Annotated in this window: 20 protein-coding genes, 4 tRNA genes and 2 other RNA genes; 3 read left to right on the forward strand and 23 right to left on the reverse strand. The window is 50.5% G+C overall.

Features of this window, described 5'->3' with window-relative positions; genetic code table 11:
• From LX24_RS12485 to rnpB, 5 genes are all read right to left on the reverse strand, one after another.
• Positions 1-288 (reverse strand): transposase (locus tag LX24_RS12485; protein ID WP_207706611.1); only part of this gene is annotated, 288 nt, incomplete at its 3' end.
• Between the two features lie 517 nt (positions 289-805).
• Positions 806-4,705 carry a helicase-exonuclease AddAB subunit AddA gene (addA, locus tag LX24_RS12490; protein WP_166512490.1) on the reverse strand — a complete coding sequence of 1,300 codons (3,900 nt, stop codon included), beginning with the start codon at positions 4,703-4,705 and terminating at the stop codon, positions 806-808.
• Entirely contained in the window at positions 4,698-8,243 is a 3,546-nt protein-coding gene (addB, locus tag LX24_RS12495) for a helicase-exonuclease AddAB subunit AddB (protein ID WP_166512491.1), read from the reverse strand. The genes addA and addB overlap by 8 nt, the downstream gene beginning before the upstream one ends.
• A gap of 66 nt (positions 8,244-8,309) precedes the next feature.
• Positions 8,310-8,490, reverse strand: a non-coding RNA gene (gene ssrS / locus LX24_RS12500) — 6S RNA.
• Between the two features lie 139 nt (positions 8,491-8,629).
• An RNA gene (rnpB, locus tag LX24_RS12505) (RNase P RNA component class B) lies at positions 8,630-8,974 on the reverse strand.
• A 195-nt stretch (positions 8,975-9,169) separates the two neighbouring features.
• Between rnpB and LX24_RS12510 the strand changes: the two genes are divergently transcribed.
• Positions 9,170-9,331: a hypothetical protein gene (locus tag LX24_RS12510; protein ID WP_166512492.1), complete on the forward strand. Its 162-nt coding sequence runs from the start codon at positions 9,170-9,172 to the stop codon at positions 9,329-9,331.
• A gap of 90 nt (positions 9,332-9,421) precedes the next feature.
• On the opposite strand, the gene LX24_RS12515 is transcribed toward LX24_RS12510, so the two are convergent.
• Positions 9,422-10,654 (reverse strand): methyl-accepting chemotaxis protein, encoded by a 1,233-nt coding sequence (locus tag LX24_RS12515; RefSeq protein WP_243131737.1) that lies wholly within the window; start codon positions 10,652-10,654, stop codon positions 9,422-9,424.
• Between the two features lie 234 nt (positions 10,655-10,888).
• Here LX24_RS12515 and LX24_RS12520 point away from each other — a divergent pair, with 234 nt between their 5' ends.
• Entirely contained in the window at positions 10,889-11,755 is an 867-nt protein-coding gene (locus LX24_RS12520; RefSeq protein ID WP_166512494.1) for a Gmad2 immunoglobulin-like domain-containing protein, read from the forward strand.
• A gap of 22 nt (positions 11,756-11,777) precedes the next feature.
• Positions 11,778-11,927 (forward strand): hypothetical protein, encoded by a 150-nt coding sequence (locus tag LX24_RS12525; protein WP_166512495.1) that lies wholly within the window; start codon positions 11,778-11,780, stop codon positions 11,925-11,927.
• A gap of 111 nt (positions 11,928-12,038) precedes the next feature.
• Here LX24_RS12525 and LX24_RS12530 read toward each other — a convergent pair whose 3' ends face one another.
• The 17 genes from LX24_RS12530 to speE form a co-directional block, all read right to left on the reverse strand.
• A complete protein-coding gene (locus LX24_RS12530) occupies positions 12,039-12,302 on the reverse strand; it encodes a hypothetical protein (protein ID WP_166512496.1) in 264 nt (87 codons plus the stop codon).
• Between the two features lie 395 nt (positions 12,303-12,697).
• A complete protein-coding gene (locus LX24_RS12535; protein ID WP_166512497.1) occupies positions 12,698-13,324 on the reverse strand; it encodes a hypothetical protein in 627 nt (208 codons plus the stop codon).
• A gap of 84 nt (positions 13,325-13,408) precedes the next feature.
• Positions 13,409-13,840, reverse strand: coding sequence for a peptidylprolyl isomerase (locus LX24_RS12540; RefSeq protein WP_166512498.1), 432 nt, complete (start codon positions 13,838-13,840; stop codon positions 13,409-13,411).
• Positions 13,841-13,873: 33 nt separating this feature from the next.
• Positions 13,874-15,061: a THUMP domain-containing class I SAM-dependent RNA methyltransferase gene (locus tag LX24_RS12545; protein ID WP_166512499.1), complete on the reverse strand. Its 1,188-nt coding sequence runs from the start codon at positions 15,059-15,061 to the stop codon at positions 13,874-13,876.
• Between the two features lie 253 nt (positions 15,062-15,314).
• The gene (locus LX24_RS12550; RefSeq protein ID WP_166512500.1) at positions 15,315-15,776 is read right to left on the reverse strand and encodes a LysM peptidoglycan-binding domain-containing protein; all 462 of its coding nucleotides are present in this window, start codon (positions 15,774-15,776) and stop codon (positions 15,315-15,317) included.
• Positions 15,777-15,938: 162 nt separating this feature from the next.
• A complete protein-coding gene (menC, locus tag LX24_RS12555; protein WP_166512501.1) occupies positions 15,939-17,048 on the reverse strand; it encodes an o-succinylbenzoate synthase in 1,110 nt (369 codons plus the stop codon).
• Positions 17,042-18,400, reverse strand: coding sequence for an o-succinylbenzoate--CoA ligase (gene menE / locus LX24_RS12560; protein ID WP_166512534.1), 1,359 nt, complete (start codon positions 18,398-18,400; stop codon positions 17,042-17,044). The genes menC and menE overlap by 7 nt, the downstream gene beginning before the upstream one ends.
• Before the next feature lie 26 nt (positions 18,401-18,426).
• A complete protein-coding gene (gene menB / locus LX24_RS12565) occupies positions 18,427-19,266 on the reverse strand; it encodes a 1,4-dihydroxy-2-naphthoyl-CoA synthase (RefSeq protein ID WP_166512502.1) in 840 nt (279 codons plus the stop codon).
• Positions 19,267-19,394: 128 nt separating this feature from the next.
• Positions 19,395-19,577 (reverse strand): alpha/beta fold hydrolase, encoded by a 183-nt coding sequence (locus tag LX24_RS12570; RefSeq protein ID WP_166512503.1) that lies wholly within the window; start codon positions 19,575-19,577, stop codon positions 19,395-19,397.
• Positions 19,578-19,611: 34 nt separating this feature from the next.
• Positions 19,612-21,264 (reverse strand): 2-succinyl-5-enolpyruvyl-6-hydroxy-3-cyclohexene-1-carboxylic-acid synthase, encoded by a 1,653-nt coding sequence (gene menD / locus LX24_RS12575; RefSeq protein ID WP_166512504.1) that lies wholly within the window; start codon positions 21,262-21,264, stop codon positions 19,612-19,614.
• A gap of 15 nt (positions 21,265-21,279) precedes the next feature.
• Complete coding sequence (locus LX24_RS12580; protein WP_166512505.1) at positions 21,280-22,440, reverse strand: isochorismate synthase; 1,161 nt, start codon at positions 22,438-22,440, stop codon at positions 21,280-21,282.
• Positions 22,441-22,668: 228 nt separating this feature from the next.
• Positions 22,669-22,743, reverse strand: a tRNA-Cys gene (locus LX24_RS12585).
• 21 nt (positions 22,744-22,764) lie between these two features.
• Positions 22,765-22,839, reverse strand: a tRNA-Gly gene (locus LX24_RS12590).
• Positions 22,840-22,842: 3 nt separating this feature from the next.
• Positions 22,843-22,918: transfer RNA gene (locus tag LX24_RS12595), tRNA-Phe, on the reverse strand.
• Between the two features lie 6 nt (positions 22,919-22,924).
• Positions 22,925-23,001 (reverse strand) — tRNA-Asp (locus LX24_RS12600).
• A 115-nt stretch (positions 23,002-23,116) separates the two neighbouring features.
• Complete coding sequence (gene speB / locus LX24_RS12605; RefSeq protein ID WP_207706615.1) at positions 23,117-23,977, reverse strand: agmatinase; 861 nt, start codon at positions 23,975-23,977, stop codon at positions 23,117-23,119.
• Between the two features lie 339 nt (positions 23,978-24,316).
• Positions 24,317-25,153, reverse strand: a complete 837-nt coding sequence (gene speE / locus LX24_RS12610) for a polyamine aminopropyltransferase (RefSeq protein WP_166512506.1) — start codon at positions 25,151-25,153, stop codon at positions 24,317-24,319.
• Between the last annotated feature and the right edge of the window lie 10 nt (positions 25,154-25,163).

The following is a 25,163-nucleotide window of genomic DNA, read 5'->3' on the forward strand; positions in this document are numbered from 1 at the left end:
CGTCCTTTTCATAATGTCAAACCCACACCAGTGGGATAGTAAAGGGGAATAAGCCAGGCACTTCACCAGTGATTTCGTGGTGGTTAGTCCCATAAGCTTCTTTAACACCAGGGCGCAAAACAAAGCCTGTCTATCGTACCCCTTGCGTCCCGGACCGTTACAACTGGTATTAAGTTTAGCTATACCCCTACAGTCAATTTGCTTGATAACCTGATAAACTTTATCGTTCTCATTAAAATTTTTTGCAAAAACCTCAAAGGGAAAAAGTACTCCTTCAAGAATATACATTATAGGGTTTCACCTCGCTTGTATGTTATTTGTAGGGGTACAAAGAACATTTCTACAAGCAAAGAGGTGAAACCTTTTCATTTTGGTAATATTTAAGAGATATTTGTGATTTTTAGTTTTGGGTAAACGGTTTTTCCTGGCTTCTTAAGCCAGTGTTATACATGGGCTGGGAATTATGCAATTGGCTCGTAAACTATTTTATCCACGTCTACATCCTTCGCCAGGAACAAGTTGTATCAAAGCAAGTAAAACTGCCATTAAATTATTTATTATTAAAATGGCTTTTGTGCCGTTATTTGGCATTGAATGAGAGCTCATTCATTAAACGGGTAATAACATACTATCCATAATTTATTATTTATTCAGTTTAAGGCAAAACCAGGTATTCTGTCAATACATAACCCGGTTATAGCGGCCAATTCCCGCCCGCAAAAACCCCGGGTACAGGATTCAAAGAAAGCGGGCAGCCGCGGGGACACCCCAAAGGCACCCCCGCCATACCATCCATCGCCTACCATCACCGGCCGGCTTCATAAACCCGCCCTTGTTTGTACACCAGGGCATCGCCGCCGAAAAACATGTATAAAAAAGCGTCCGACACCCGCCGTCCGGTGATACTTTCCGCCGCCCGGATATATAAATCAAGCTGGTTTTGGTAGCGCCGGGCTGTTTGCAGCAGCGTGGCCGGGGTATAGCGATCCGTTTTATAGTCTACCAGCAGCAGGCTTTCCCCCTCATCCGCCAGGCAGTCAATAATTCCCTGTACCAGCACGGTTTCACCGTTATCATCCTTCGCCTCCACCCAGGGATAGACCATTTGTGCCGGCAGAGCCAGGGTAAAGGGAAGTTCCCGGTAAACATGACTGCTCTGTAATATCCTTTGCCCCAAGGGGCCGCTCCAAAAGCGGGCCACGGTTTCCGGGGGCACCGCCGCAGCCTGGTCCCGGGTGATTTTTTCCTGCTCCACCATGGCAGCCATCTGTTCGGCCACACCGTCCACATCCAGCTTCCCCCCCAGGTCCAGCAACTGTAGAACCAAGTGCAGGGCCTGGCCCCGCTCGGCGGGGGTGAGACCGGAGCTCTTTTGGACAAACAGGGGTCTTTCCACCATGCTGCTTTGGAAGTCCCGGTACAATTCCCGGTCCCGGTCCGGGTCGCCGGGTATTGACATGGCCCTTTTCAAGCCGGTTACAGTGGCCCGGGCCGCCAGGCCCTGCCAGTGTTGATGTGGGTAGCGCCATTCCAGGCGAGCCTCCACCTCCCCCTTCCAGGGGCTTTCTCCGGGAACGGGCTCCAGCCGGCGCACGTGTTCCATGTGGGCGACGGCGGGCAACGCCCCGGATTGCCGCTGCCGGGTACAATCATCCTGGATAAACACCCGCCAGCTGGAAGAATCATTGAAAATACCCGGAGGCACCGGTTCCGCTGCTCCCGTCTTTCCCGTTACCGGCAAGGGATTGCCTGCCATACCGGCCAGTTCCCGAACCGGCGCACCGTCCCGGTGCCTGGCCAGCGCCGGGCACAGCCAGTCCAGGTAGTGGGCTGCGCCGGCGGTGAGCCAGGGAGGCAGTTGCTTCCCGGTAACGCCCACCGCAGCACACCACCGGGCGGCACATTCCTGTAAACGGCGCACCGCCCCCACCAGAATCAACCTTTCCCTGGCCCTGGTCATGGCCACATATAGTACCCGCATTTCTTCGGCCAGCGCCTCGGCCCGCAGTTTTTCCCGCACGGCCAGCTTGGCCACCGTAGGGTAGGCTATGCGTTTTTCCACATCCACCAGTTGCGGACCCAGCCCCAGGTTACGGTGCATCAGCATGGTTTTATTTAAATCCATCAGGTTAAACCTTTTACCCAGCCCGGCCACAATTACCACCGGAAACTCCAGCCCCTTGCTTTTGTGAATGCTCATGATCCGCACCACATTTTCATTTTCCCCCAGGGCCCGGGCCGCCCCCATATCACCGCTGTTGTCTCGGATACGCTCAATAAAGCGCATGAAGCGGAACAAACCCCGGTAAGCCGTGGCCTCATACTGCCGGGCCCGGTGATACAGCGCCCGCAGGTTGGCCTGGCGCTGGCTGCCGCCCGGCAGGCCGCCCACAAAATCATAATAGCCGGTTTCCCGGTACAAAGCCCAAAGCAGCTCGGCCAGGCTGCCCCGGCGGGCCATGGTGCGCCAGCCATCCAACCGCTGCAAAAACCGGGTCAGCCGCTCCGCCAGTTCCGGTGGGCCTGCCATGGTACTCATCACCACGGCCTCGTAAAAATCACCCGGGCCACCGTGCACCCTGATTTGAGCCAGGTCCTCGGAGTCAAAACCCGCCAGGGGGGAACGGAGCACGGCCGCCAGCGACACATCCTGGCGCGGGTTATCGATAATTTGGAGCAGCGCCAGCATGGTCTCCACCTCGGTGGCCTCAAAATAACCCGTGTTTAGCTCGGCATAGGCCGGTATACTCAGCCTGCCGAATTCCTCCACAAATATATTGGCCCGGCCGGTGGTGGCCCGGAGCAGCACCACCACATCCCGGTAAGTTAGCGGCCGGTATCCCTTTTCCCGGTCATATACCGGAAAACCCTCCTCCACCAGCCGGGTGATTCGCTGCGCCACAGCCCGGGCCTCCAGTTGCAGGGCATCCAAATCCTCCTCGGGCTCCGGTCCGGCATCCTCATCACCTTCGCCGGTGGATTCGTCCCCGCCGGCACCGGCCGCACCGGGACCCGCCGGTATCTCTATCAGGTGCAGTTCCACCGCTTCAGTTTCCTCCACCTGCCCCGGCTCCTTCATCCGGGGGGGATACTCGGCCCCGCACGCCAGCTCGGCCCGGGCATCATAAACCATTTCACCCACCGCGGGGCTCATAATCTGCCGGAAGATAAAATTGACTGCATCCACCACCCCCCGGCGGCTGCGGAAGTTACGGGCCAGGTCAACCAGCCTGCCTGTACCGTCACCGGCGGCAAACCGGTGGTATTTATCCATGAACAAACCGGGTTCGGCCAGCCGGAACCGGTAAATACTCTGCTTGACATCGCCCACCATGAACAAACCCGGCCCGGTTTGCCCGCCGCCGGCCACCAGGCTTAAAATACTCTCCTGCACTGCATTGATGTCCTGGTACTCGTCCACCAGCACCTCAGCGAAACGTTCCCTTAGTTCCATGGCCACGGCGGAAGGGCGCAGCACTTCATCGCCGCCGTCCTTGCCACCGGCATGTAAAGCATCCTCAACCACGTCACTGGCACTGGCATTGGGGGCATCCCCGTTACCACCAGCAGCGGTGTTTTCCTGTAAAACCTGCAGTGCATAATGCTCCAGGTCATTAAAATCCACTATCCCGCGGGCCAGTTTAGCCCGCCGGTACTGCTCCCCGAATTGTTCCACCAGTTCCGCCATTGTCCCCAAAAGGGGCGCCATCTGCCGCATTTCATCAAGCAGCTGCGCCGCCGGGCGGTTAAAATAACGGCCCCGTATTTTCTGCACCCGGTTCTTAGCGTTATCCCGCAGCTTTTTAACGGTTGTTTTTAAATCCTCATCCGCTTCACCCTTTTTACAACTGGCCAGTTTACTGAATACCGTTGCGTTAAACTGCCGGTATAGCTTGTCCCAGCCCGAGGCAGCCGCCCGGAGCAAGTCATCCACCAGCAGCACATCCTCCTTAAGGGCGGCCAGGTACGGCCCCGGTCCCCCGGGCCGGCCGGCCAGGTGCACGGCCCGCTCCAACAAGTCCCGCACACCGGCCAGCTCGTTGGCAATACTTTCTTTTAAAATGTTAAACCAGGGTAAATCGTCCGGTGCCGCATCCCGGGCCAGGTTGAACCAACCGGGCAACCGGCGCAGCCACTGTCCGGGCCGGGGTGTGCTGCGGGAAAACCTGTATAACTCCAGCACCAGTTCCTGCAGTCCGGTATCATCAAGCCGGCCTCCGTAGCAGTCCGCCAGGGCCAGAAAATGCCTGTCGTTGGCAGCAAACCGGCTTTCAAAAAGCTCCTCCAGCACATCCAGCTGCAGCAAAGCAGCTTCAGCCTCATCGGCCACCCGGAAAGCCGGGTCCAGCTCCAGGCGGTAAAAATGCTGCCGGACCAGTTCTAGGCAAAAGGAGTGCATGGTGCTGATACTGGCCCGCTGCAGTAAAGCCAGCTGGCGGCGCAGCAGCCCCGAGCCCGGCTCACTTTCCAGGGCCCGGTTGATGGCCAGGCCAATGCGCTCGCGCATTTCCGCAGCCGCCGCGTTGGTGAAGGTAACCACCAGCAGGCGGTCCACATCCACCGGGTCCGCCGGATCGGTAATGCGCCTGATAATACGCTCCACCAGAACGGCGGTTTTACCCGCCCCCGCCGCTGCCGCCACCAGCATCCGGCGGTCCCGGCCGGTGATGGCGTCAAGTTGTTCTTGAGTCCACCTTTCAGTCATTTGCAACACCCGCCTCCTCCCCCAACCGTTCCTTAATACGCAGCCAGACCAGGGCGTCCTTTTCCGGTGTAATGATCCGAAATGCGTTGTCCGGCAGCAGCAAGTCGAACTGGCATACCGGCTTGTAAGAGCAAAATCGACAATAACGAAACTCCCCCTGCCGGTATGGACTGATATCCTTGACTCCGGCCATGATATCTTCGCCGGTAACGGCCAACTGGTGTCGCAGGTAAGCCCTCAGCAGCGCGAATTGTTCATGATCCAGCACCGCGGAGCGGGCGGAAAGGGTACCGTCCTTTTTAATACCCACCGGCAATAGATCCGAAGCGGATCCGGCCAGGCCGTCCATCAGCCGCACCAGTGCGGGTTCGGCCAGCAGTAAACCCTTCATTTTCAGTTGTTTTAAGAGCAGCCTTTCGGCCTCTTCACCCGCCAGGGGTGTACCGTCCGTCTGCAGCAGCGGCTCGGCAATGCGGTAATACAGTACGGCCCCGGGCAGCCCCTGCTCCCCCACCAGTTTCCGGGAGTGGGCCAGCGCAACCTCCAGGTAGGTAAGCAACTGCAGCTTGAGCCCGTGCCAGATATCACTTAATTTAATAGTGGTAACACCGGATTTATAATCAATGATCCGCAGGTACAATATGTCTTCACTGCGTGCCGCATCCACCCGGTCAATGCGACCGGTGAGCACCATCTCGTCACCGCCGGGCAGGCTGAACACCACGCCGGGCAATTCCCCGCCGGGGCCAAAGGCCAGTTCCAGCCCCACGGGCCGGAAACGGCCGCGCCGGGCATGCTCGCCCAACACCAGCGCCGAGCGCTGCACAACCCGCTTTAACCTGCCCGTCAGGTAACGGTGCCGGGCGGAACTGAGCAGTATTTCACTCTGCAGCCGCGGGGCCAGCATGTCCACCACCTGGCCGGCCAGTTCCCGGCACCGGTCCGGGGGAAGTTCACCCCAGTCCAAACCATCCTCCTGCAAACGCTGGGCAAACAATTTGAGGGCGGCATGAAAAAACTGTCCCGTATCCGGTGCCTGCAGCCGAAATACCGCCCTGTCCTTGAGCCGCAGCCCGTGGGACAGAAAATGGGCAAAGGGGCAGGAACGGAATTTCTCCAGGCCGGACACACCGGTCCTAAAAGGCTGGCCGTAAAGGCGCCGGGCCAGCGACCGGGGCAGCCGGCCTTCCCGGTTGCGGTAAAACAGGCTTTCCATCACCCGGACAAACAGGGGATCATCATGGTTATTCCGGGCAAACCAATTGTACACGTCCCACCACAGCGGTTCTACCGGCCGCCCGGCCCCGGCATCGCGCAAGCGCCCGGCCAGGTAGGTCAAACAGCGGCCCGGATGGGCAACAAAGCCCAGGTCCGCCGCCGGGTCCGCCCCCGGTTCCTGCTGCCATGTCCCTTCCTCCAGGTGGGGAAATATCTCCCGCACCCGGTGTATCACCGGTGAGGGGCGCAGCGCCCGTCCCTCATCATCGGCCAGGGGATAGGACAGCACCAGCCGCTCCGAGGCGCGGGTCAGGGCCTGGTAAACCATGTACTGCTCGTCGAAAACCCGCCGCCGCACTCCAGGGGCCAGGGGCAGCCCGCTTTCCAGCAATCGCTCCCGTTCGGACTCGGTAAAGATACCCTGTTCGGATAACCGGGCCGGCAGCACCCCATCGTTGACACCGGGGATAAAGGCGGCCCGTACTGCGGGACTACGGGAGCGATCCAGTGATCCCACTATCACCTGGTCAAGCCCCGGGGGGATCAAACCAAGGCGCAGAGCGGACAAGCCGGATTCCAAAACAACAGCGTACTGGTCCAAGGGCAGCTCTTCCTCGCCCAGCGCCTCTACCACCTCGTCCAGCAAAGTAACCAGGTCCTTCCATATCTGCTGGTGTTCCCTGGCCTCCTCCAACCTTCCTTCCTCACCGGCCAGCAAGGCCCAGCGTTCCAATTGTTCAGGCACGTGCAATTGCACAAGCAAGTCATAAAGCGCCCCGGTATAGCCCGCCACCGTGGCACCGTCCTGCACAGCCCGGTAAAAACCGGCCAGGGCGGTCACGGCGGAGTACCGGATACCGTTAATTTCCTCCAGGAATTGTTTTTCCTGCTCCACAGGCTCCACATCGGCCTCCAAGGTTAACCGGCGGCGATACATCCAGGGTTTGTCGTCAAACCAGCGACTACCCCGAATGCCGTGCTCCAACACGTAGTTTTCCAGCAGGTCAACTTCCTCCCGGCTCACCGGGACAAGATCGGTTTTCAGGTAACGGAACACGGCATCACAGGGCCAGTCCCCGGCCACGGTTTCCAGCGCGGCCCGAATCAGTTCCACCACGGGATGATGCAATACCGTGCGCTTGTGATCCAGGAAAAAGGGGATCCCGTAATCCGTAAAGACTGCTTCAATCAAACCGGCATACAAATCAACTTCCCGCAGCAACACCACAATGTCCCGCCAGCGATAACCCCGGTCACGGCACAGGTGGATAATCTCCCGGGCCATTCCCTCCACCTCCGCCCGGCGGTCGGCAGCAACCACGACACTGACGTCCCGGGCCGGCTCTTTGCCACCCCGGTTTTCCACCGCACCGGGTGGCGGCGTTTTCTCACCCTCCGCTCCCGGTGCACCACCGGCCCGGTGATCGAACAACACCCGTTCCAAATAGGCCAGGTGCGGGGAAACGAACCGGGGAGGCGCCTCATTTTCGGCAACTGGCACCCGGTAAACCGGCAGCCCCATCCTTTGGGCCATGCTGTTCAATACACAGAACGTCTCCCACACCGGGTAGAAAGGGTCGGTTTCAGAGACGTCCCGGTCCAGCTGACCGGGGCTTAAACACAAGGCCACATTAATACCCCTGGTATGCCGCAGCAGTGCCTCCAGCACGGCATATTCCCGGGGTGTAAAACCGGTAAATCCATCCACCCAGATATGGGCTCGGGACAGCCAGTTGGAATTCTTAATCCTATCCGCCGCCAGGGCCAGGTAATCATCGGGATCAATGAAACGATTCTGCAAAAAATATGTATAGTCATTGAAAATCAACTGCAAATCCCTCAATTTGTCCAACAGCAACCCGGTGTCCCCCACTCGCTCAAAACCGGCCAGGCAGCGCCCCAGGTCCTCTGGTGCCACCCGGTAGGTTTTCATTTCCCCCAGCGCCCGGGCCAGCTTGTCTACAAAACCGGGCAGGCGGGCCGCCCGGCCAAATACCCGCAGATCGCCCAGTCTTCTTTCCAGCAGCCGTCTCAACACCATCCGCTTGCCCATTTCCCCCAGGGGCAGCCGGGTGGCACCGCCCACCTCCTGCAGCACCCGGTGAGCCAGGCGATTAAAGCCCAGCACCTGGGCCCGTATAAAGCCCCCTGTACCCGTGACCCGGGCCAAAGCCCGCTCTGTTTGAAAGGAAACCTGCTCGGGCACCAGCATAATTAAAGGCGCGCCCAAAGGCCGGCGCTCCAGTTCCCGGTTTATTTCCCGCAGGCAAAGGGATGTTTTACCGGCCCCTGCCCGTCCCGTAATCAACCTTAAATACAAGCCTGTTAGCCTCCCTTGCCGGCAAATATATAAGGCCTTCGCAATTATGCGAAGGCCATTAAAACTGTCTTTCCCACCGGGCCGTCACCCACCAGTTTTTTTATCAACCCACCTCTCCCAGGTGGGTGCCCGCCAATTGTTTTTGCCTTCCGCCCGTGGCGGCCTGGCATACACAACCGGACCTAAAAGCTCCCGTAATACATGTGTAGGTTAAAAAAACAAGGGGTCACGTACCAAGTAGGTAATATTATATTCTCATAAAAATTTATCAAAAGCAATATTGACTTTTCAAAAAATCACTTTATTAAACCGCTAAAGATTTGTGTAATAAGGGCGGTTTTCCCAACTAACTTGCCCCGCACTTTGATAATGAAAAACCAGACTATGACTATAAGCGAGATTCTGTCTAGACAGTCATCTATCTAGGCGAGCATTGCTGCTCACCTCCCCCTTGCGGGGGTGCCCCTACCCGCAGCTCAAAGGCTGCCTATTTGGGTTGCACGCTGGTGGAGTTTACCCTTGCACTCACCGGTTGCCCGGTGACCTGGTTTCTGTGGCACTTTACAGCTACTTAAAACCCGGTGGGTTTCTTTGGCCGTCGTCAGGTCGCCCTGCCCCGGCTTGCGCCGGGCACCGTACTACACCAAATGTCCTTTGGACACCCGGTGTGCGTGTCTCGACTTTCCTCTACCGCCCGGCCTGTGCCCGCGCGGCAGCGACTGCCCGTCATACTCTGGTTTTATTCAATATTCACATTACGTAATTATAAACCAATTACCGCCTGTGTGCAAATGTAATATAAGGTATCTTCGCCGGCCATTACCGGCCACCTTTGTAGACATTGACTAACCGGACACTTAAATGATACATTTAAGTAAACAGGTTGTATATCTATATTTATTGACATGGGGAGGGGGAAAATATCCATGGATAACTGGACACCATTCTATATTTTTATGGGTATAATGGCCGTAATCGGGGTTTTCTCCGGTATATTTGCCAAATCCATCAACGCAGCAATGGCCAATCTTGAATACTTCTCAACCGGCAAGGTAACCGATCACCATCAATATATTCCATACGATTGATTTAATTTAAGTCTTAAGAAGCAGGCGGTTTTACCGTTCCCAGGTTGGAAACGGCAAAACCGTTCTTTTTTTCAGCGTTCCATACATCCATTATACATTGTATCTCACGGTTAACTCTCTAAACTCGCCGGCCATTTTGGCCAGGCGTTGCGCCGAGCTACTTACTTCTTCCATGGCGGCACCGGTCTCCTGACTGGCGGAAACCATAGCGATGGTGCTGTTTCTGGTTTTTTCAATATCCGCTGAAATATTTTCGATTAAGCCAACAGTTATTTCAATTTCCCGCACTATATCTTCCAACCGCTCGCCGGCAACACCGGCTTTCTCCACACCTCCTGCCACCTGCTGTGCCACCCCTTGCATGGCTGAGCCGGCCAGAGTAACATCTTCAGCAACCTGCTGAACAATCACCGCAATTTGCCGGGCAGCGGCAGCCGATTGTTCAGCCAGCCTGCGCACCTCTTCGGCCACCACGGCAAACCCGCGACCCTGCTCGCCGGCCCGGGCCGCCTCAATGGCGGCATTTAGGGCCAGCAAATTGGTCTGGTCGGCTATGCCAGTGATAACCTCCAGCATCTGGCCCACCCTTTGGGAATGCGCGGTAAGGTTTTGAAAAATGGTCATGCTGTCCTGTACCGCCCTCTCGATGACCTGCATATCCATAACAGTACTTTGCACCACTGCATACCCTTTCTCAGCCGCGGACCTTGCTCTGTGCGCCGCTTGCACCGCCGTGCCCGAATTGCCTGCCTCCTGTTCCACCGCAACCGCCAGCTGCTCACTGTGTTCCGCTATTTCGGCTACCGACGCTGTAACTTCCTGGCTGACACCGGAAAGCTGCTCGCTGTAATCGGCCAGGTTTACGGCCTCATCTTTCAGCCGCCGCACCATTTGCTGCAGGCTGTCCACCAGTTTATTCAGCCCTCTGGCGGTTTTACCCAATGCATCATTGGTATTTATATCTATCCTTTTAGTCAGGTCCCCGGCTGCAATATCGCCGGCAACACCGCCAATTTTGGACATGCGACCGGTAATCATGCGCGCTATCAAGGTGGTTAATACTATACTTATAATGACCATCATTACCAGCATGATATAAATATTGTTCTTGAATCTTTCAATACCGGCACTAAATACCGCTATTTGCTGTTCCAGATCCCGCTTAACTGCGGCATCAATACCTTTATTTTCCAGTGCCTGCAATACATGCCCGGTAATTTCCACCACAACCTGGGCATAGTTTTGTATTTGATAGGCCATAAACCCACCTATGCCACTAAAGAATAATAACACCGTGAAAAAAATTATTATAGTACGGGCCACTACAGACAAACTTTTCCCCTCCTTTTATGAATGATTGTTCAGTCATTATTAACAATAAAAAAAGTTAATATATTATGGTTAAATTGGACAAATACAACAATAAATCCTGCAGCGATACAGACCCAAAGCCAACAATTTTCAAATAGTTTGCGGTACTTTATTGTTTATGGAAAAGCACTGCTATAAATGGTATACTAAAGTAAGCTTCTAAATAGGGAAAGGAACGGTGAAACAATGCATTCACTAGGCAAGATGGTGCTGGTGAAGCTATTATTTTTATTTTTAATAATTATTAGCACCGGCTGTTCTAATTCCGGTGAACAAACAAACAGTCAAAGTAATAAGGCTGACCAGCCCGCGCAAACTACCGGGGAACAACTCCAAAAGCCAGATATAAGCTTTCCTGTTTATTTTGTAAAATTCACCGGTGACGAGGCTTACTTGATCAGGGAAATACATACCGTACCCCACACCAAACAAGTTGCCGAAGCCGCCATAGAACAATTAATTAAGGATAAAAGGAGTATTTTACCGCCCGGCACTGAATTGCTGGGTGTAACCATTGAAAAAGGTTTGGCCACAGTAAACTTTTCCAAAGAAGTGCTAAATAACCCCAACGTGGGCTCCGACGGCGAGCTATTAGGTATCAAAAGCATAGTAAATACATTAACCGACCTGCCCAATATCGAAAAGGTAGCATTTCAAGTGGAAGGCCGGTCGGATGGCCGGGCCCAGGATTGGTGGGGACATGTTGGTCTTTACGAGCAGCCATTTACCAAGGATTATTCCATGGTTTACGAACCGGCAATCTGGGTGACCCATCCCACTCCACAGCAGGTGTGCAGCGTACCTTTAATGGTTAAGGGCAGCGCCAGGGTATTTGAAGGACAGGTCAAAGCCAGATTGCTGGATAGCAGTGGTAAAATACTGGCCGAGAACCAAGCCACCGCCACTGCGGTAGCACCAAAACGAGGCGACTTTGAAATGAGCATTAAATTTACCCCGCCCTCCGCCGGGGAAGGGGTGCTGGAAGTATACCAGGTCAACCCGGCCGATGGCACCCCCGGAGACAAGGTTTCCATTCCGCTACAATGGCCTTAATTATCAGGAGGTGTAAAACAACATGTCAAAAACAGGCAGTAATTATCCCTCGGAAACGAGAAATATCACGATACTGGCCCAAAGAATCAAAAAAGACCTGACCTGGATTGTGGTCAGTGTGGCCGTGGCACTAGCCGCCGCCACCGGGACGTATATGGCAATAACCAAATAAGCACCAAGGAACAGGTATGGTCATCAAGACCGTTTAAAATTAAAAATAACATATAAAGACTGACCGGGCACCATGATAACGGTGTCCGGTTAATTTTGCCGCAGGGGCTTGCTAACGGTAAAAGAAATACCATGCCACTGCCGCCACAATCATTAGTACCAGCTTTAATACCATTGCTTTACTTTCATCCACCAGGCCCTTGTATTTTAACCATTCCCCCAAGCCGCTGGGAATCACAAACACAATAAATATCGCCCGGGCTACCGGCACCAGGGGGGGCGAATTAAATGTCAGCACCCATAAGATCAGCCCCCACAGGACAATGGCCATGGTAATGCGTACCGGCTGCGGCATTTTGTGTTTCTTCTCCGTCAACGGGAAAACCCCCTTTTATGCTTATACCGTATATCTTTACATATTTCACCCCGACGCAGGAAAAATCCTGCAGCCAAATAACCAGCCATTTCAAATCCACCCCAAATCTTATGTTCTCTCAATAGGCAAAAAAAACCCCGCCTTGAACCGGCGGGATTGCTGAGAGAGATTTAGGAGGCTGGTTACTGCTCACTGCAGTATCTATAGTATTACACGGTTATCCTTTTTTATACTTATACCTTCGGGGCAAAAAAATAAACCCCCGTTAGGGGGAATTGGGAAAAGAGGTATATGTTAAACCAGGAATAACCTTGACTTAGATTTTGCCATAAAAAGTGCAAAAACTCTGTCACTATTGCGACAACCCAATGTCTAACCGGTGACAATGGGCCTTGTTAATTATCTTCCAATACAGATTTTGACGAGGTTGCGGCAGCAGAATCACTTTGATTTTTAATTAAATGTCGGGCCATGTTGTGGAACGATTGGGCAAATGAATTATAGTGGGCTACCCACAGCGTTCCCTCCTTTTGCATGTTAAAGGGGTCGGTTTCCCGCATCGTACCATCAGGCATGGTATAGGACACCGCCACCAGCGCCCCGCTCTCCCCCACCGGACGGTAGCTGGTAACTGACCACTGCACCGGGTGCAGCTGTGCCACCTCCCTTTGCAGTTCCTCCAGAGATAGCGGGCTGTTTCCTTCTTCCAGGCCGTACAGACAGCTGCTAATGTTTTTTAAGTCATTCAATACCAGACCATCTATAAGCATATCCAGCGCATTATTAATGCCATTGATGTTATTTCCGTGGTCCTCCGGCGTCCGTACCGGATTACTGCTTTGCCCCGCCACCGGGTCTACCACCAGTATGTCCCCTGCGGCAGCACCTTTATCCTGCTTTTCCTTACCGGTTTGTTTGGTTTGTTCGGTCTGTTCGCCTTGTTCGGCTTGCCCCCCCACCAGGCCGCACCCTGTGCAGGCCAAAGTCAGCAACAAAACCAAAAGGAAAAACTTTATCCGCACCTTAATTTGCTCCTTTCGCCCTCCCGCTTTACCTAAAACCAACAAAAGCCCGCGGCGGCGCCCCAGGCTTTTGGCTTAATACAGTTAACCTGCCACCTGCACTTCATTCATTTTATCGCCAACATCCAAATTATCCACCACATCCATACCTTCCGTGACCGTGCCAAAAACAGCGTATTGCCCATTCAGCCAGTCAGCGTCGGTCTTCAGGATATAAAACTGGGAGCCGGCGGAATCGGGATGAGCGGCTCGGGCCATGGCCACCGCGCCCCGTACATTTTTCAAATCGGGGTGTGTCTCCAGCTTAATGGTCCAACCTGGGCCGCCGGTACCGTTGCCTTTAGGGTCGCCACCCTGTACCACCCAGTGTTCGACCCGGTGGAAGGTCAGCCCATTATAAAATCCATCGCTGGTTAATTTTAAAAAGTTTTCCACCGTAACAGGCATTTTTTCCGGGTACAGTTCCATTACAATTTGTCCCTTATCGGTTTTGATAATTACTTGCTGCGTTGCCAAATTATCACTCCTCATAATTTTATCCAATGCTTATTATATACCAATGCCAGCACTTTTTATATCCATATTATGCGGTGTTTTATCGCCTTTTTTGGGTGGCCGGGGACCGAAGTATTGATAGTAGTCCACCTTAATATTGCCGTTGTACAGCTTTCTTTTTTTCGTGGCCGGCCTGCCAAACAATTTTTCAAAACGCGGGTGGGCAGCCAGAATATAAAAGGACCAGGTATCCAGCCGGGCAAATACCCTACCCATCTCCCTGTACAGCTTTTCCACTTCACGCAGTTCCCCCAGCCGTTCTCCATAGGGTGGGTTACAGATAATTTTGCCGTATTTTTTGCTGGACCGCACCTCGGCAACCGGCAGGCGCTGGAAATGAATGCACCCGTCCACTCCGGCCTCACTGGCGTTTTGCCGGGCCAGCTTTAATACCTCACCGTCAATATCTGTGCCAATGATACTCAAGGGGCGACTATAATGGGCCAAATCATGGGTCTCCCTTCTGGCCTGTCGCCACAGTTCCCTGGGTATGGTGGGCCATTGTTCGGAAACAAACCCGCGATTCATCCCCGGAGCAATATTTTGGCCGATCAGGGCCGCCTCAATGGGAATGGTACCGGAACCGCACAGGGGATCCATTAATACACTATCCGGGTGCCAGCGCGATAATATTACCAGGGCCGCGGCCAGCGTTTCTTTGAGGGGCGCCTGGCTGGTCAGTTCCCTGTATCCCCTTTTATGCAGACCGGCACCGCTGGTATCTATGGTCAAGGTGGCCACATCTTTCAACAGGGCCACTTCAATCTTATACAGCGGCCCCTGCTCCGGGAACCATTGTCGTTTATACTTTTTCTTCATACTTTCCACCACTGCCTTTTTGACAATGGCCTGGCAGTCGGAAACACTGAACAATGTGGATTTTACAGATTTGCCTTCCACGGGAAACTCGGCTTCTTCCGGTATAAGCTCCGGCCAGGGCAGCGCTTTGGTTTGTTCAAAAAGCTCCTCAAAGGTGGTGGCTTTAAACTCCCCCACTTTCAAACGCACCCTGTCCGCCGTGCGCAACCACAGGTTGGCCCGGCAAATAGCGCTAAGATCGGCAGCAAAGGTAACTTTGCCGTTATCCACCGTCACACCGGTATAGCCCAAATTTTTAACTTCCTGTGCCACCAGGGATTCCAATCCAAAGGTCGCTGTGGCAATCAGTTCAACATCTGCCATCAAAACCACCTTTTATGTATGAATTTAATGTGAATAATTTATTATTCCCCCCCATTGTCGTATTACCTGCATAAAACATACTTTTTGGTGTCGATTTTTGTTGTAACTTATCTGTTTAAGTAGTAAAATAATGATAACCATTTATGCCATTTTTTTATTTGCCCGGATAACCCGGGCTTTATTCTTTATATTCCATTATGACATTCACCTTCATCCCACCATGTTTACTAGCACATATTGTGCATACCGGAAATTAATTTTTCCATTCCGCATACGGCTTTCGAGGGACTTTGATTATCTGCCCCACACGAAGGGGGGTTTTGGTCGTTAAATCGTTTAACTCGGCCAACTCTGCGGTATAACCGATGGTGCCGTAATACTTAACCGAAATGCTACTCAGGGTGTCCTGGTATTTCACAACGTGGAAGATAAAATCCAATCTTTCAATCTCATCCTGCTTTTCAGCCAACTGACTTTGCAGCGAAGCCTTTTCTTCTTTGAGGATGCCGTTTTCTATTTGCAAGTCGGCAATGCTCGCATTTAATCGATCTAAATGACCATGATAATAAAAACTGGCCAGTCCACAGCCCAGCAGAATCAAAAAAAGTCCCAGTGCAATATTGGTTATGGCAAATCTCCGATTTAAGCCGGCCTTACGGTTGTTTTGCCTCTCTATCTCCCTGATGGTTTTTCCTTCATAATCAGCAAGTTTCATGATTTTCCTCCGAAGGTATAAAGGTGAAAAAAAGATTATGGTTATACTTTAACATGATTTTACACCACTTTTTCTTGGTTTTCATAATTTTTTACTATACTTTCGAAGTTGAAAAAAACATATTTATAGAGTCTACAAATAAAACCTGGCTTGCTTTATAATTTATTGGCCACCAGTGATGAAATAATCGATGGCAAAATAATTTAGAACCTCTTCATCTATTTCAACCCCTAAACCATGCCCCCTGGGCACTAGTATGAGGCCATGCCGGGCTGTAATTTCAGGCCAAATGACATCTTTGGGAAAATAGCGCCGGGATGGAGATAAGTCTCCGGGAATATAGTTATCCTTCAGGCTGGCCAAATGGACATGCAGTATTTTGGAAATACCGCTTTCCACCATGCTTCCTATCCAATAAAGGATATTATGCTGGCGGCATAAATCTATCATTTGTTTCGCATAATACATGCCGCCCACACGGCCAACTTTAATATTGACACACTGACAGGCATTCAACTTAATGGCGGTTCTCAAATCCGTTATGGTCTGAATACTTTCATCCATGCACAGGGGAGTTTTAATTTGTGCTTGAAGTTTTTGATAGGCTAAAAAATCTCCGGCAGTTAAAGGTTCCTCAATACACAGTAATCCCAGTTCATCGATATTCTTCAGTTCTTGCCCCTGTTCAGCGTAAAAGCTGTTATTGGCATCGGCTAATAACATCAGATCCGGATACTTTTCCCGAATTAGCTTTAATTTTTCAAAACCATCTTCGGGTTTGATTTTTATTTTAAAGCGGATATACCCTTCATTTACATATTCCTTAATTTGCCGCAGCAAGCTTTGGATATCCAAATCACCCAGGACGATACCGGCATAGATCTCATCGTAGGTATCTTCATTAAATACAATATCCATGACTGACTGCCGTTGGCGCCTGGCAAACAAGTCCAAAACGGCATTTTCCAATCCGGCCGTTCCCATCGGGTGGGTTAAGTCCATCCACTGGTGGACTTCAAAGGGATGTTTAATTTCTTTCCGTAACAGCCGGGGGAGAAAACAATCGACCAGCATGCGCTTGGTACCCGGAAGCGTTTCTTTGGTATAAAAGGGTTCGTTAAAGGCAACAACTTCCCCGTATCCGGTATTTCCCAGCTCATCCGTTACTTTAATCACCAGGCTTTCTCGATGATTCAAGCTGGTTTGAGCTGTTTTAAAGGTAAATTTTAAAGGCATATGCAAGTGAAACAGCTCAATTTTTTCAATCAACATAAGTACTTTTCAACCAAATCCTTTTTCAGTACTTTGTTCATTGCGTTTTTGGGCAATTCAGCCAGATGAATTACTTTCCTGGGCAGTTTATATCTTGCTATTCTTTCGGCCAGGTAACTAATTATAATATGCTCATCCAGTGATGAAACCACGAATAGAACAGGCACCTGTCCCCATCTTTCATCCTTCATCCCCACCACGGCACACTCCGATACTGCAGGGTGAGCGTACAGAACATCTTCGATTTCCCGGGGGTAAATATTTTCGCCCCCGGAAATAATGATGTTTTTGCGCCGGTCCAGGATGTATAAATAACCATCCCCGTCGACATATCCGATATCCTGGGTATTAAAGAAACCGGATACCGGCTCTTGTCCAAGATACCCGTCCATAAGCATGGGACTTTGGATCAAAACTTCACCGATACCGTTTGCGTCGGGATTATTTATGCGGATCGTTACTCCCGGTAAGGGTAATCCCACGGAATCAATCTTCAGGGGATTATCCATAACACTAAAGGTCGTAGATTGACTGGTGGTCTCTGTCATACCATAGCTTTTGTAAATAGGGATCTTTTTGGTCAAACATTTTTCAACCAGGGGTCTAGGGATAAATTCACCGCTCACCAGCACAACCCTTAAATGATGTTTATGGATACGATCTACAATTCTATTTAACATGGTGGGTACAACCGATAACATATTGATGGAGCCATTTTCAATTAATTGCAAGGTAAGTTCTTCGTCGAACCTTTCCATCAGGGTAATACCTGTACCATTGTACAGGCTGCGCAGCAGTATCGCTAATCCACCGATATGGTACATGGGAAGCACCACCAGCCAGTTATCATCTTCAGTTACGCCCAGAATTTTTTGGGACGCCTGTACATGGGCATAAAACTGCTTCCAACGCAAGGGGACGGACTTATATGTACCGCTGGTGGCACTGGTATCCATAATTACCGCAATTTGTTCCGGGTTATATTCACCGGCCATCCTGATATTTTCCGTGATATCACTTTGGAATACTTCGCTATATGAAATAAAGGTATCATCCTGGGAAAAAACCACCTGGATATTTAGCGTTTTTAACTTTTTGGCTATCTCATGATGGGTTAAACGGCTGTTCAGCATCAATACTTCCACTGGCAAGGATTGCAGGGCCAGGTAAAATAAAGCCGTTGCCACGGAATTATTAGCATAAAGAGCTGCCCTTTGCTGTCCCCTTATAAATTTATGTAACCTTCCGGCCAGGTCATTTACCCGTGCCTCCACCTCTTTGAAGGTCAATTCATTGATAAACTTTTTATCAGGCCTTTGCCGGGCCTGGTATTTAAGCCAGTTCACGCATATGCACCTTCTTTGGCCACCGCCATAATTTAAGGAAATTTGGGAAACTGTTGAAAATTGGGTTTGCGTTTTTCTATAAAGGCATCCCTTCCCTCTTTGCCTTCAGGTGTGGTGTAAAACAGCAGGGTAGCATCTCCGGCCAACTGCTGCAGGCCCGCTAAACCATCGGTATCGGCATTAAACGCTGCTTTGAGGAAACGCAAGGCCGTGGGAGAATGTTGTAAAATTTCTTTAGCCCATTTGACCGTTTCCTCTTCCAGTTGTTCAAAGGGAACCACCGCGTTGACCAATCCCATCTCCAACGCTTCCCTGGCTGTATATTGACGGCATAAATACCAAATTTCCCGTGCTTTTTTGTGCCCGATGATACGGGCTAAATAACCGGCGCCATAACCGGCGTCAAAGGAACCGACCTTTGGACCCGTCTGGCCAAATCTGGCATTTTCCGCAGCGATGGTTAAATCACATACAATATGCAGTACGTGCCCGCCTCCAATGGCATAGCCGTTGACCATGGCAATGACAGGTTTGGGAATAATACGTATCAAACGCTGCAGGTCTAAAACATTCAGCCGTGGAATACGATCCTCTCCAACATAACCCCCATTTCCCCGCACCCTTTGATCGCCGCCGGAACAAAAGGCTTCCTTGTCCTGACCCTGGCCGTGATTGGCCCCCGTTAAAATAACCACACCGATCTGGCTATCATCACGGGCTCTGGTAAAAGCATCAATCAGTTCCATAACGGTTTTGGGCCGGAATGCATTGCGGACTTCCGGCCGGTTGATGGTAATTTTGGCTATTCCAGCATAAGTTTCATAAATAATATCTTCATAATTAAAGTTTGATTTCTCCCAAGATATATTCACTACAATTACCCTCCAAATTTATATTGAATTAGTTAGCCATGCATTAACTACATCATGAAACAGACGAGGATTTTCAATATGGGTATTATGACCGGCGCCCAAAATAATTTCTCTCTTAATTTTAGAGTTTAATTGTTCAAACTCCCGTCCCATTTTTGTCCGATCAAATCAACCAAAACCATTTGGCAGTGATCAAGACAGATGTATTCCCATGTACTCAAGTTTTCGGCAAAACCATGTAAACAGATGATGGGCTGTCCAGTACCCCTGGTAACCACAAAATATCGAATGTCATCAATCGTAATGAACATATGTTCCTTCTCCCAAGCAATTATCTTCCGGTATCTAATTTAAACACGTATATATATCATGCAAGGATTTACTTAATTCCGCGTCGATAATAATATTCACAACCTTTATCCCTTCTAATGTCAGGGCAGTCTGAAAATCACGCTCGAAGGCATCATAATCCCCGGGTTCAAAATAAGTTACATCATATAAAGCCTGCAGCCCGGCAAAATCCATGCCGTGGGGAGTCATAAATAAAAATTTAAAGTATTTGCTTTTACTTTGCGGTAAATACTGAAAAATTCCCCCCCCGTTATTATTCAATACAACAATGACCAAATTCAAACGGTGGGTTTTGCCCACCAGCAGGCCATTTAAATCATGGTAAAATGCTAAATCGCCGGTTAATAATACCGTTGGCTGTTGACAGGTGGAGATACCTAAAGCAGTTGATACCACCCCGTCTATTCCATTGGCGCCGCGGTTGCATAATATCTTGATATTTTGCCGGCGCGTTTCCCAGAAGTAATCGACGTCACGTATGGCCATGCTATTGGCCACGACTAAACGGCTCCCTTCGGGCAGCATATCCTGCAACCTTTGCACGAGTTTTCCTTCAAATAAAGAAGCTTCGTTGACGGCTAGATTCAGCCGCCGTCGCATTATTTTTTGGTAATGCCACCACCGGCTTAAATATTCATCATTGTCATTTTGAACATGAACCGACCTGGCAAAATCGCCAGGTGAAGCAACTATAAGCCTGTTGATGGATAAGGAGGGATTACGGTATTGAAACGTCCTGCTCACTTGAAAATACAATACATCCCGGTGTATTGCTATAAACTGCTGCAGGCGCTTCGATACGGGAACCTGACCAAAATGAATTATAAATTCCGGTTTCAGCTCTTTTTTTATTTCATCATTTTTCAGGAAAGCATCGTAACTATCAATAATCTGGTCATGACCGTAATTACGAAAATTTGAAATGGGATCTGCCAATACAGGTGTCTTTAAGCGTTCGGCCAATGCTAAAACTTCCCGGTGATAATTTGCATAAGCATCACCACCACATATGATGATCCCCCTTTTGTCACGAAAGACTGCGTCATTCATTGTTAACTGACTATCGTTCTTTGTCCATTGAAAAGGATACTCAAGACGGCCCAGGCTAAAATCCAAAATGCCAAAATCAGGTACCAGGGGGTCCCGCAGGGGTATATTGATATGAGAGACGCCATATTCTCCGGACACTGAGCTAACATAAGCCTTTTGCATCACCGTTCGAACATACCGGTACATGCTGTCCGTTTCTTCGGGCAGAGCCAATTCTTCATAATATTTAACGTAACCATGGTAAATTTTAACTTGATCAATGGTTTGAGGAGCTCCAACTTGCCGTAATTCATGGGGGCGATCCGCCGTTAAAATAATTAAGGGCACTTTTGCATAATTTGCCTCAACAATAGCCGGAAAATAATGCACCACGGCAGAGCCTGACGTACACACTAAAACAACAGGCCGTTCTTTTTCTTTAGCTATTCCCAACGCGAAAAATCCTGCAGACCTTTCGTCGATATTGACGAACACCTCAAACTCGTGTTCACAAAATAATATAGCTAAAGGAGTTGACCGGGATCCTGGACTGATGACGACTTCACGCACACCCAACCGGTATAACTCATCTACTAACGCGGCAATATAGTTTGTCATGGATTCCACCCTCGCTTACAAACTTTCCAAGATCGATTTCAGTTTATTATTGGACTCCCGGTATTCTTCCTCACATGTTGATTTTTCCACAATACCACAGCCAGTGTAGGCATAAACCATATTACCGGTAATAAGCGCCGATCGTATGCCCGCCACAAATATGCCGTCCCCATATTCATTGATCATCCCCATGGGAGCAGCATACAATCCCCGCTCATGTTTTTCAAAGCGGGCAATTATTTCCAATGCATCACGCACCGGGTATCCTCCTAAAGCAGGCGTCGGGTGTAACCGTGCAACCCAATCCATCAGAGAACTGTTATCCCCTGCCTTTGCTTTGATGTATGTTTGCAAATGATGTAGATTTTTGAGCGTCAAAATATTGGTCTCTCCAATGGTCACTTCGCCGTTAAACGTTTTCATCACATTGACTATGTAATCAAGTACAACTTGATGTTCATGACGGTTTTTGGGATCGCTTAGCAGCAGTGATTTTTGGTTTTCATCCGCTAGTTGTTCACTGCGCGCGATGGTTCCGGCCAGGGCATAGCTGGTGATCTGCTCTTTTTCTTTTCGCACAAGAACTTCGGGTGTAGCACCCAGAAAAGTTTTACCCTCCTTGCAATATGCAAAAACAAAGCAGTTTGGGTTTTTCTTTAAAAGATTTTTAAGCAGGCTTTCTATGGATACGAAGGACTCGCATTCAATTTTAACTTCCCGGGAAATTACAACCTTTTTTACCTTTCCCGATAATATTTCTTGTTTGACATTATTAAACAGCACCCGCCATTCTTCGTAATCATCAGTAAGTATCTCGTAAACATGTCTACGGGATACAGGTTCCTCATCTCTAATGTCTTGAATGCCAAACCAATCTTGATAGTAATAAAGGGTTTGCCGACCGTTCTTTTCAACAAGATAATATTCAAAGGCAATTGATTCATTGCCCATCCCGGCCCATTTTTGATCTTTGACTGTTGGCAAGAAGGTTCTCGTGGAAAATATATAGGGAAATTGAAGATGGCTTTCCCCCGCTTTAAAGTTTTTTACACGCTTTGCCCCAATAACAAGTTCCTGTTCCAAAGGGTTATAAAAAAAAACACGCTCTTCATTTTCAAAATTACGCCAAAATGATAATGTACTCTTTAAATGGATTTTTTTTTGTTGATATATCAATCCTATCTCCGCCTTACGCAATTTACTTTCGCAAGCCCGTTGCCCCGGATCCTGTGGACCAACGTAAAATAGGGCCAATTCATAAAATGAACGCCGTTCAGTTTTTATGTATTTGATTTTATCCTTTGCAATTTGCCATGTCAAGTATCACGTAAGGGCTATTTTGGACCATCAATAAGAAAAAACAAAAAAGCTGGGGACACTCGTTCCTCAGCTTTTTTGAAAAATTGGAGGCGACACCCGGATTTGAACCGGGGAATAAAGGATTTGCAGTCCTCTGCCTTACCACTTGGCTATGTCGCCATGATTGCTGTTTAAATAAAATGGAGCGGAAGACGGGATTCGAACCCGCGACCCTCGCCTTGGCAAGGCGATGCTCTACCACTGAGCTACTTCCGCATATGGTGCCACGAGCCGGAATCGAACCAGCGACACGAGGATTTTCAGTCCTCTGCTCTACCAACTGAGCTATCGTGGCTTGTATTGGCGGAGCTGACGGGAATCGAACCCGCGATCTTCGGCGTGACAGGCCGACATGTTAGACCGCTACACCACAGCTCCGCATTTGTCCCGAACCGGTTTCCTTAAGGCACCCGGCCCGCTGACAATGTTAAGTATACAAAAAAATTGCTTTCATGTCAAATAGATTTTTTTTCATTGGGCTCATTTTATTGTTCTAACCGCCGAACAGTAAAATTGCTTCCCGTACCAGCTTGGCCGCCAGCAACGAAGTGCGGTCGGACTGGTCATAAACCGGGCAAACCTCCACCAGATCCATACCCACCACGTTCAACCCCTTAAGCATGTGCAGCGCCGCCATTATTTCCGCAGAACTGCACCCGCCCGGTTCAGGGGTTCCGGTACCCGGCGCAAAGGCGGGATCTACTACGTCAATATCCAGGGTAACATATACCGGGCAGCCATGCAACCGGTCAACGACTTGCTGTAGCGGGGTAAGAATTTCAAATGGATAAAACCCGGTATTCTCCCGCCCATAGGCGAATTCACCGGCAGTGCCGGAACGGATACCGAACTGGTGAAGGTTACGGCTCCCCACCACTTCCGCCACCCGGCGCATCACGGTGGCATGGGACAGGCTTTCTCCCAGGTAATCCTCCCGCAGGTCGGCATGGGCGTCAAAATGCAGCACATTTAAGCCCGGAAAAGCCCGGGCCATTTGCTTCACCGGCGCCAGGGCGATTAAATGCTCCCCGCCCAAAACCAGCGGGAATTTACCGTCCGCCAGCAACTGGCCCACTACACTCTCCAGCCGGTTCAAGCTCTGGGGCACGTGCCCGAAGGGCAGCACCACGTCGCCGGCGTCGTAATAACAATAATCCTTTAAATCCCGCTGCAGATAAGGGCTGTACTCCTCCAACCCCACCGAAACTTCACGGATGCGCCGGGGGCCTGAGCGGGTGCCCGGCCTGAAGCTAACGGTAAAATCCATGGGCGCACCCACCAGCACCAGGCGCGCGGAACGGTAATCATTACCGGCCCCCATAAAGCCACCGCAGCTTTCCAAAAACTCGTGCAGCGCAACCACCCCCACAGGTATCGCCAGTATAGAAAACGGTTCAGATGGGATTTTGACCCGTACGTTGGGGACATTCCTCCGCAGGAGGTGTGTCCCCCGACCACTAAACCTTAGTCACACTTATTTCGAGTTTATCGCCTTTAAACTCCATTTGCCGGGGATACTCCTTTCCCCGGAGAAATACCCGGGCTTTGAGCAGGTGTATCCCCTTTCCTAATGTGAGGTGAAGCTTGTTAGGTAATTTTCATCCCCTGCTGGTTCCGCGTTGGCAACATGGATGTCTAAATAACACCGCCGGACCGGTTTTTCAATGGAACGGGCACGGCGGCATAGTGTTATTCAGCGCGGCAATAATTCTTTGACAAAGGGCTGCAGAACAAAGGCGGTGCGGTGCACCTCGGGCGAATACCACTTGGTCCCAAGGGCCTCAATTTTATCCTTGTCCACATCCACCGCCAGCGGGTCATGTTTCTTGGAACCCATGGTAAATGTCCAGTAACCGCCGGGATAAGTGGGTACCACCGCCCAAAACAGCCTGGTCACCGGGAATATACCACTGATGGTGGTGTTCACCCGGGTAATAAGCTCGCTGTTAAAGAAGGGCGATTCGGTCTGGGCCACGAACAATCCGTCCCCGGTCAGCGCTTCGAATACACTGCGGTAAAATTCTTCGCTGAAAAGGCCCACCGCCGGTCCCACCGGGTCGGTGGAGTCAACGATAATCATATCGTAAACACCTTTGTTTTCCTTAACGTGTTTTATGCCGTCATCCACCACTATTTCCACCCGGGGGTCATTGAAACCCGAGCTCAATTCGGGAAAGAATTTTTTAGCTACATCTATGACCATCTGGTCAATCTCCACGTGCACTACCTTTTCAATACCCTTGTGCTTGACGATTTCCCGCACCGCACCCCCGTCACCGCCACCGATGACCAGTACTTTCTTGGGGTCGGGATGGGTGTTTAAACCCACATGGGTAATCATTTCGTGGTAAACAAATTCATCCTTGATGTTAGTCTGGATTACGTTGTCCAGGGTAAGCATGCGCCCAAACTCAACCGTATCCAATACCGCCACCTTTTGAAAAGGTGACTGGCCGCTGAAAAGCACTTCCCGTACCCGGCAGCCAATCCGCAAATGTTTAGTTTGATCTTCGGTGAACCAAACCTCCAACTATTATCCC

Origin of the sequence: Desulfallas thermosapovorans DSM 6562 (genome assembly GCF_008124625.1) — a bacterium.
In the GTDB taxonomy this organism is placed as follows: domain Bacteria; phylum Bacillota; class Desulfotomaculia; order Desulfotomaculales; family Desulfallaceae; genus Sporotomaculum; species Sporotomaculum thermosapovorans.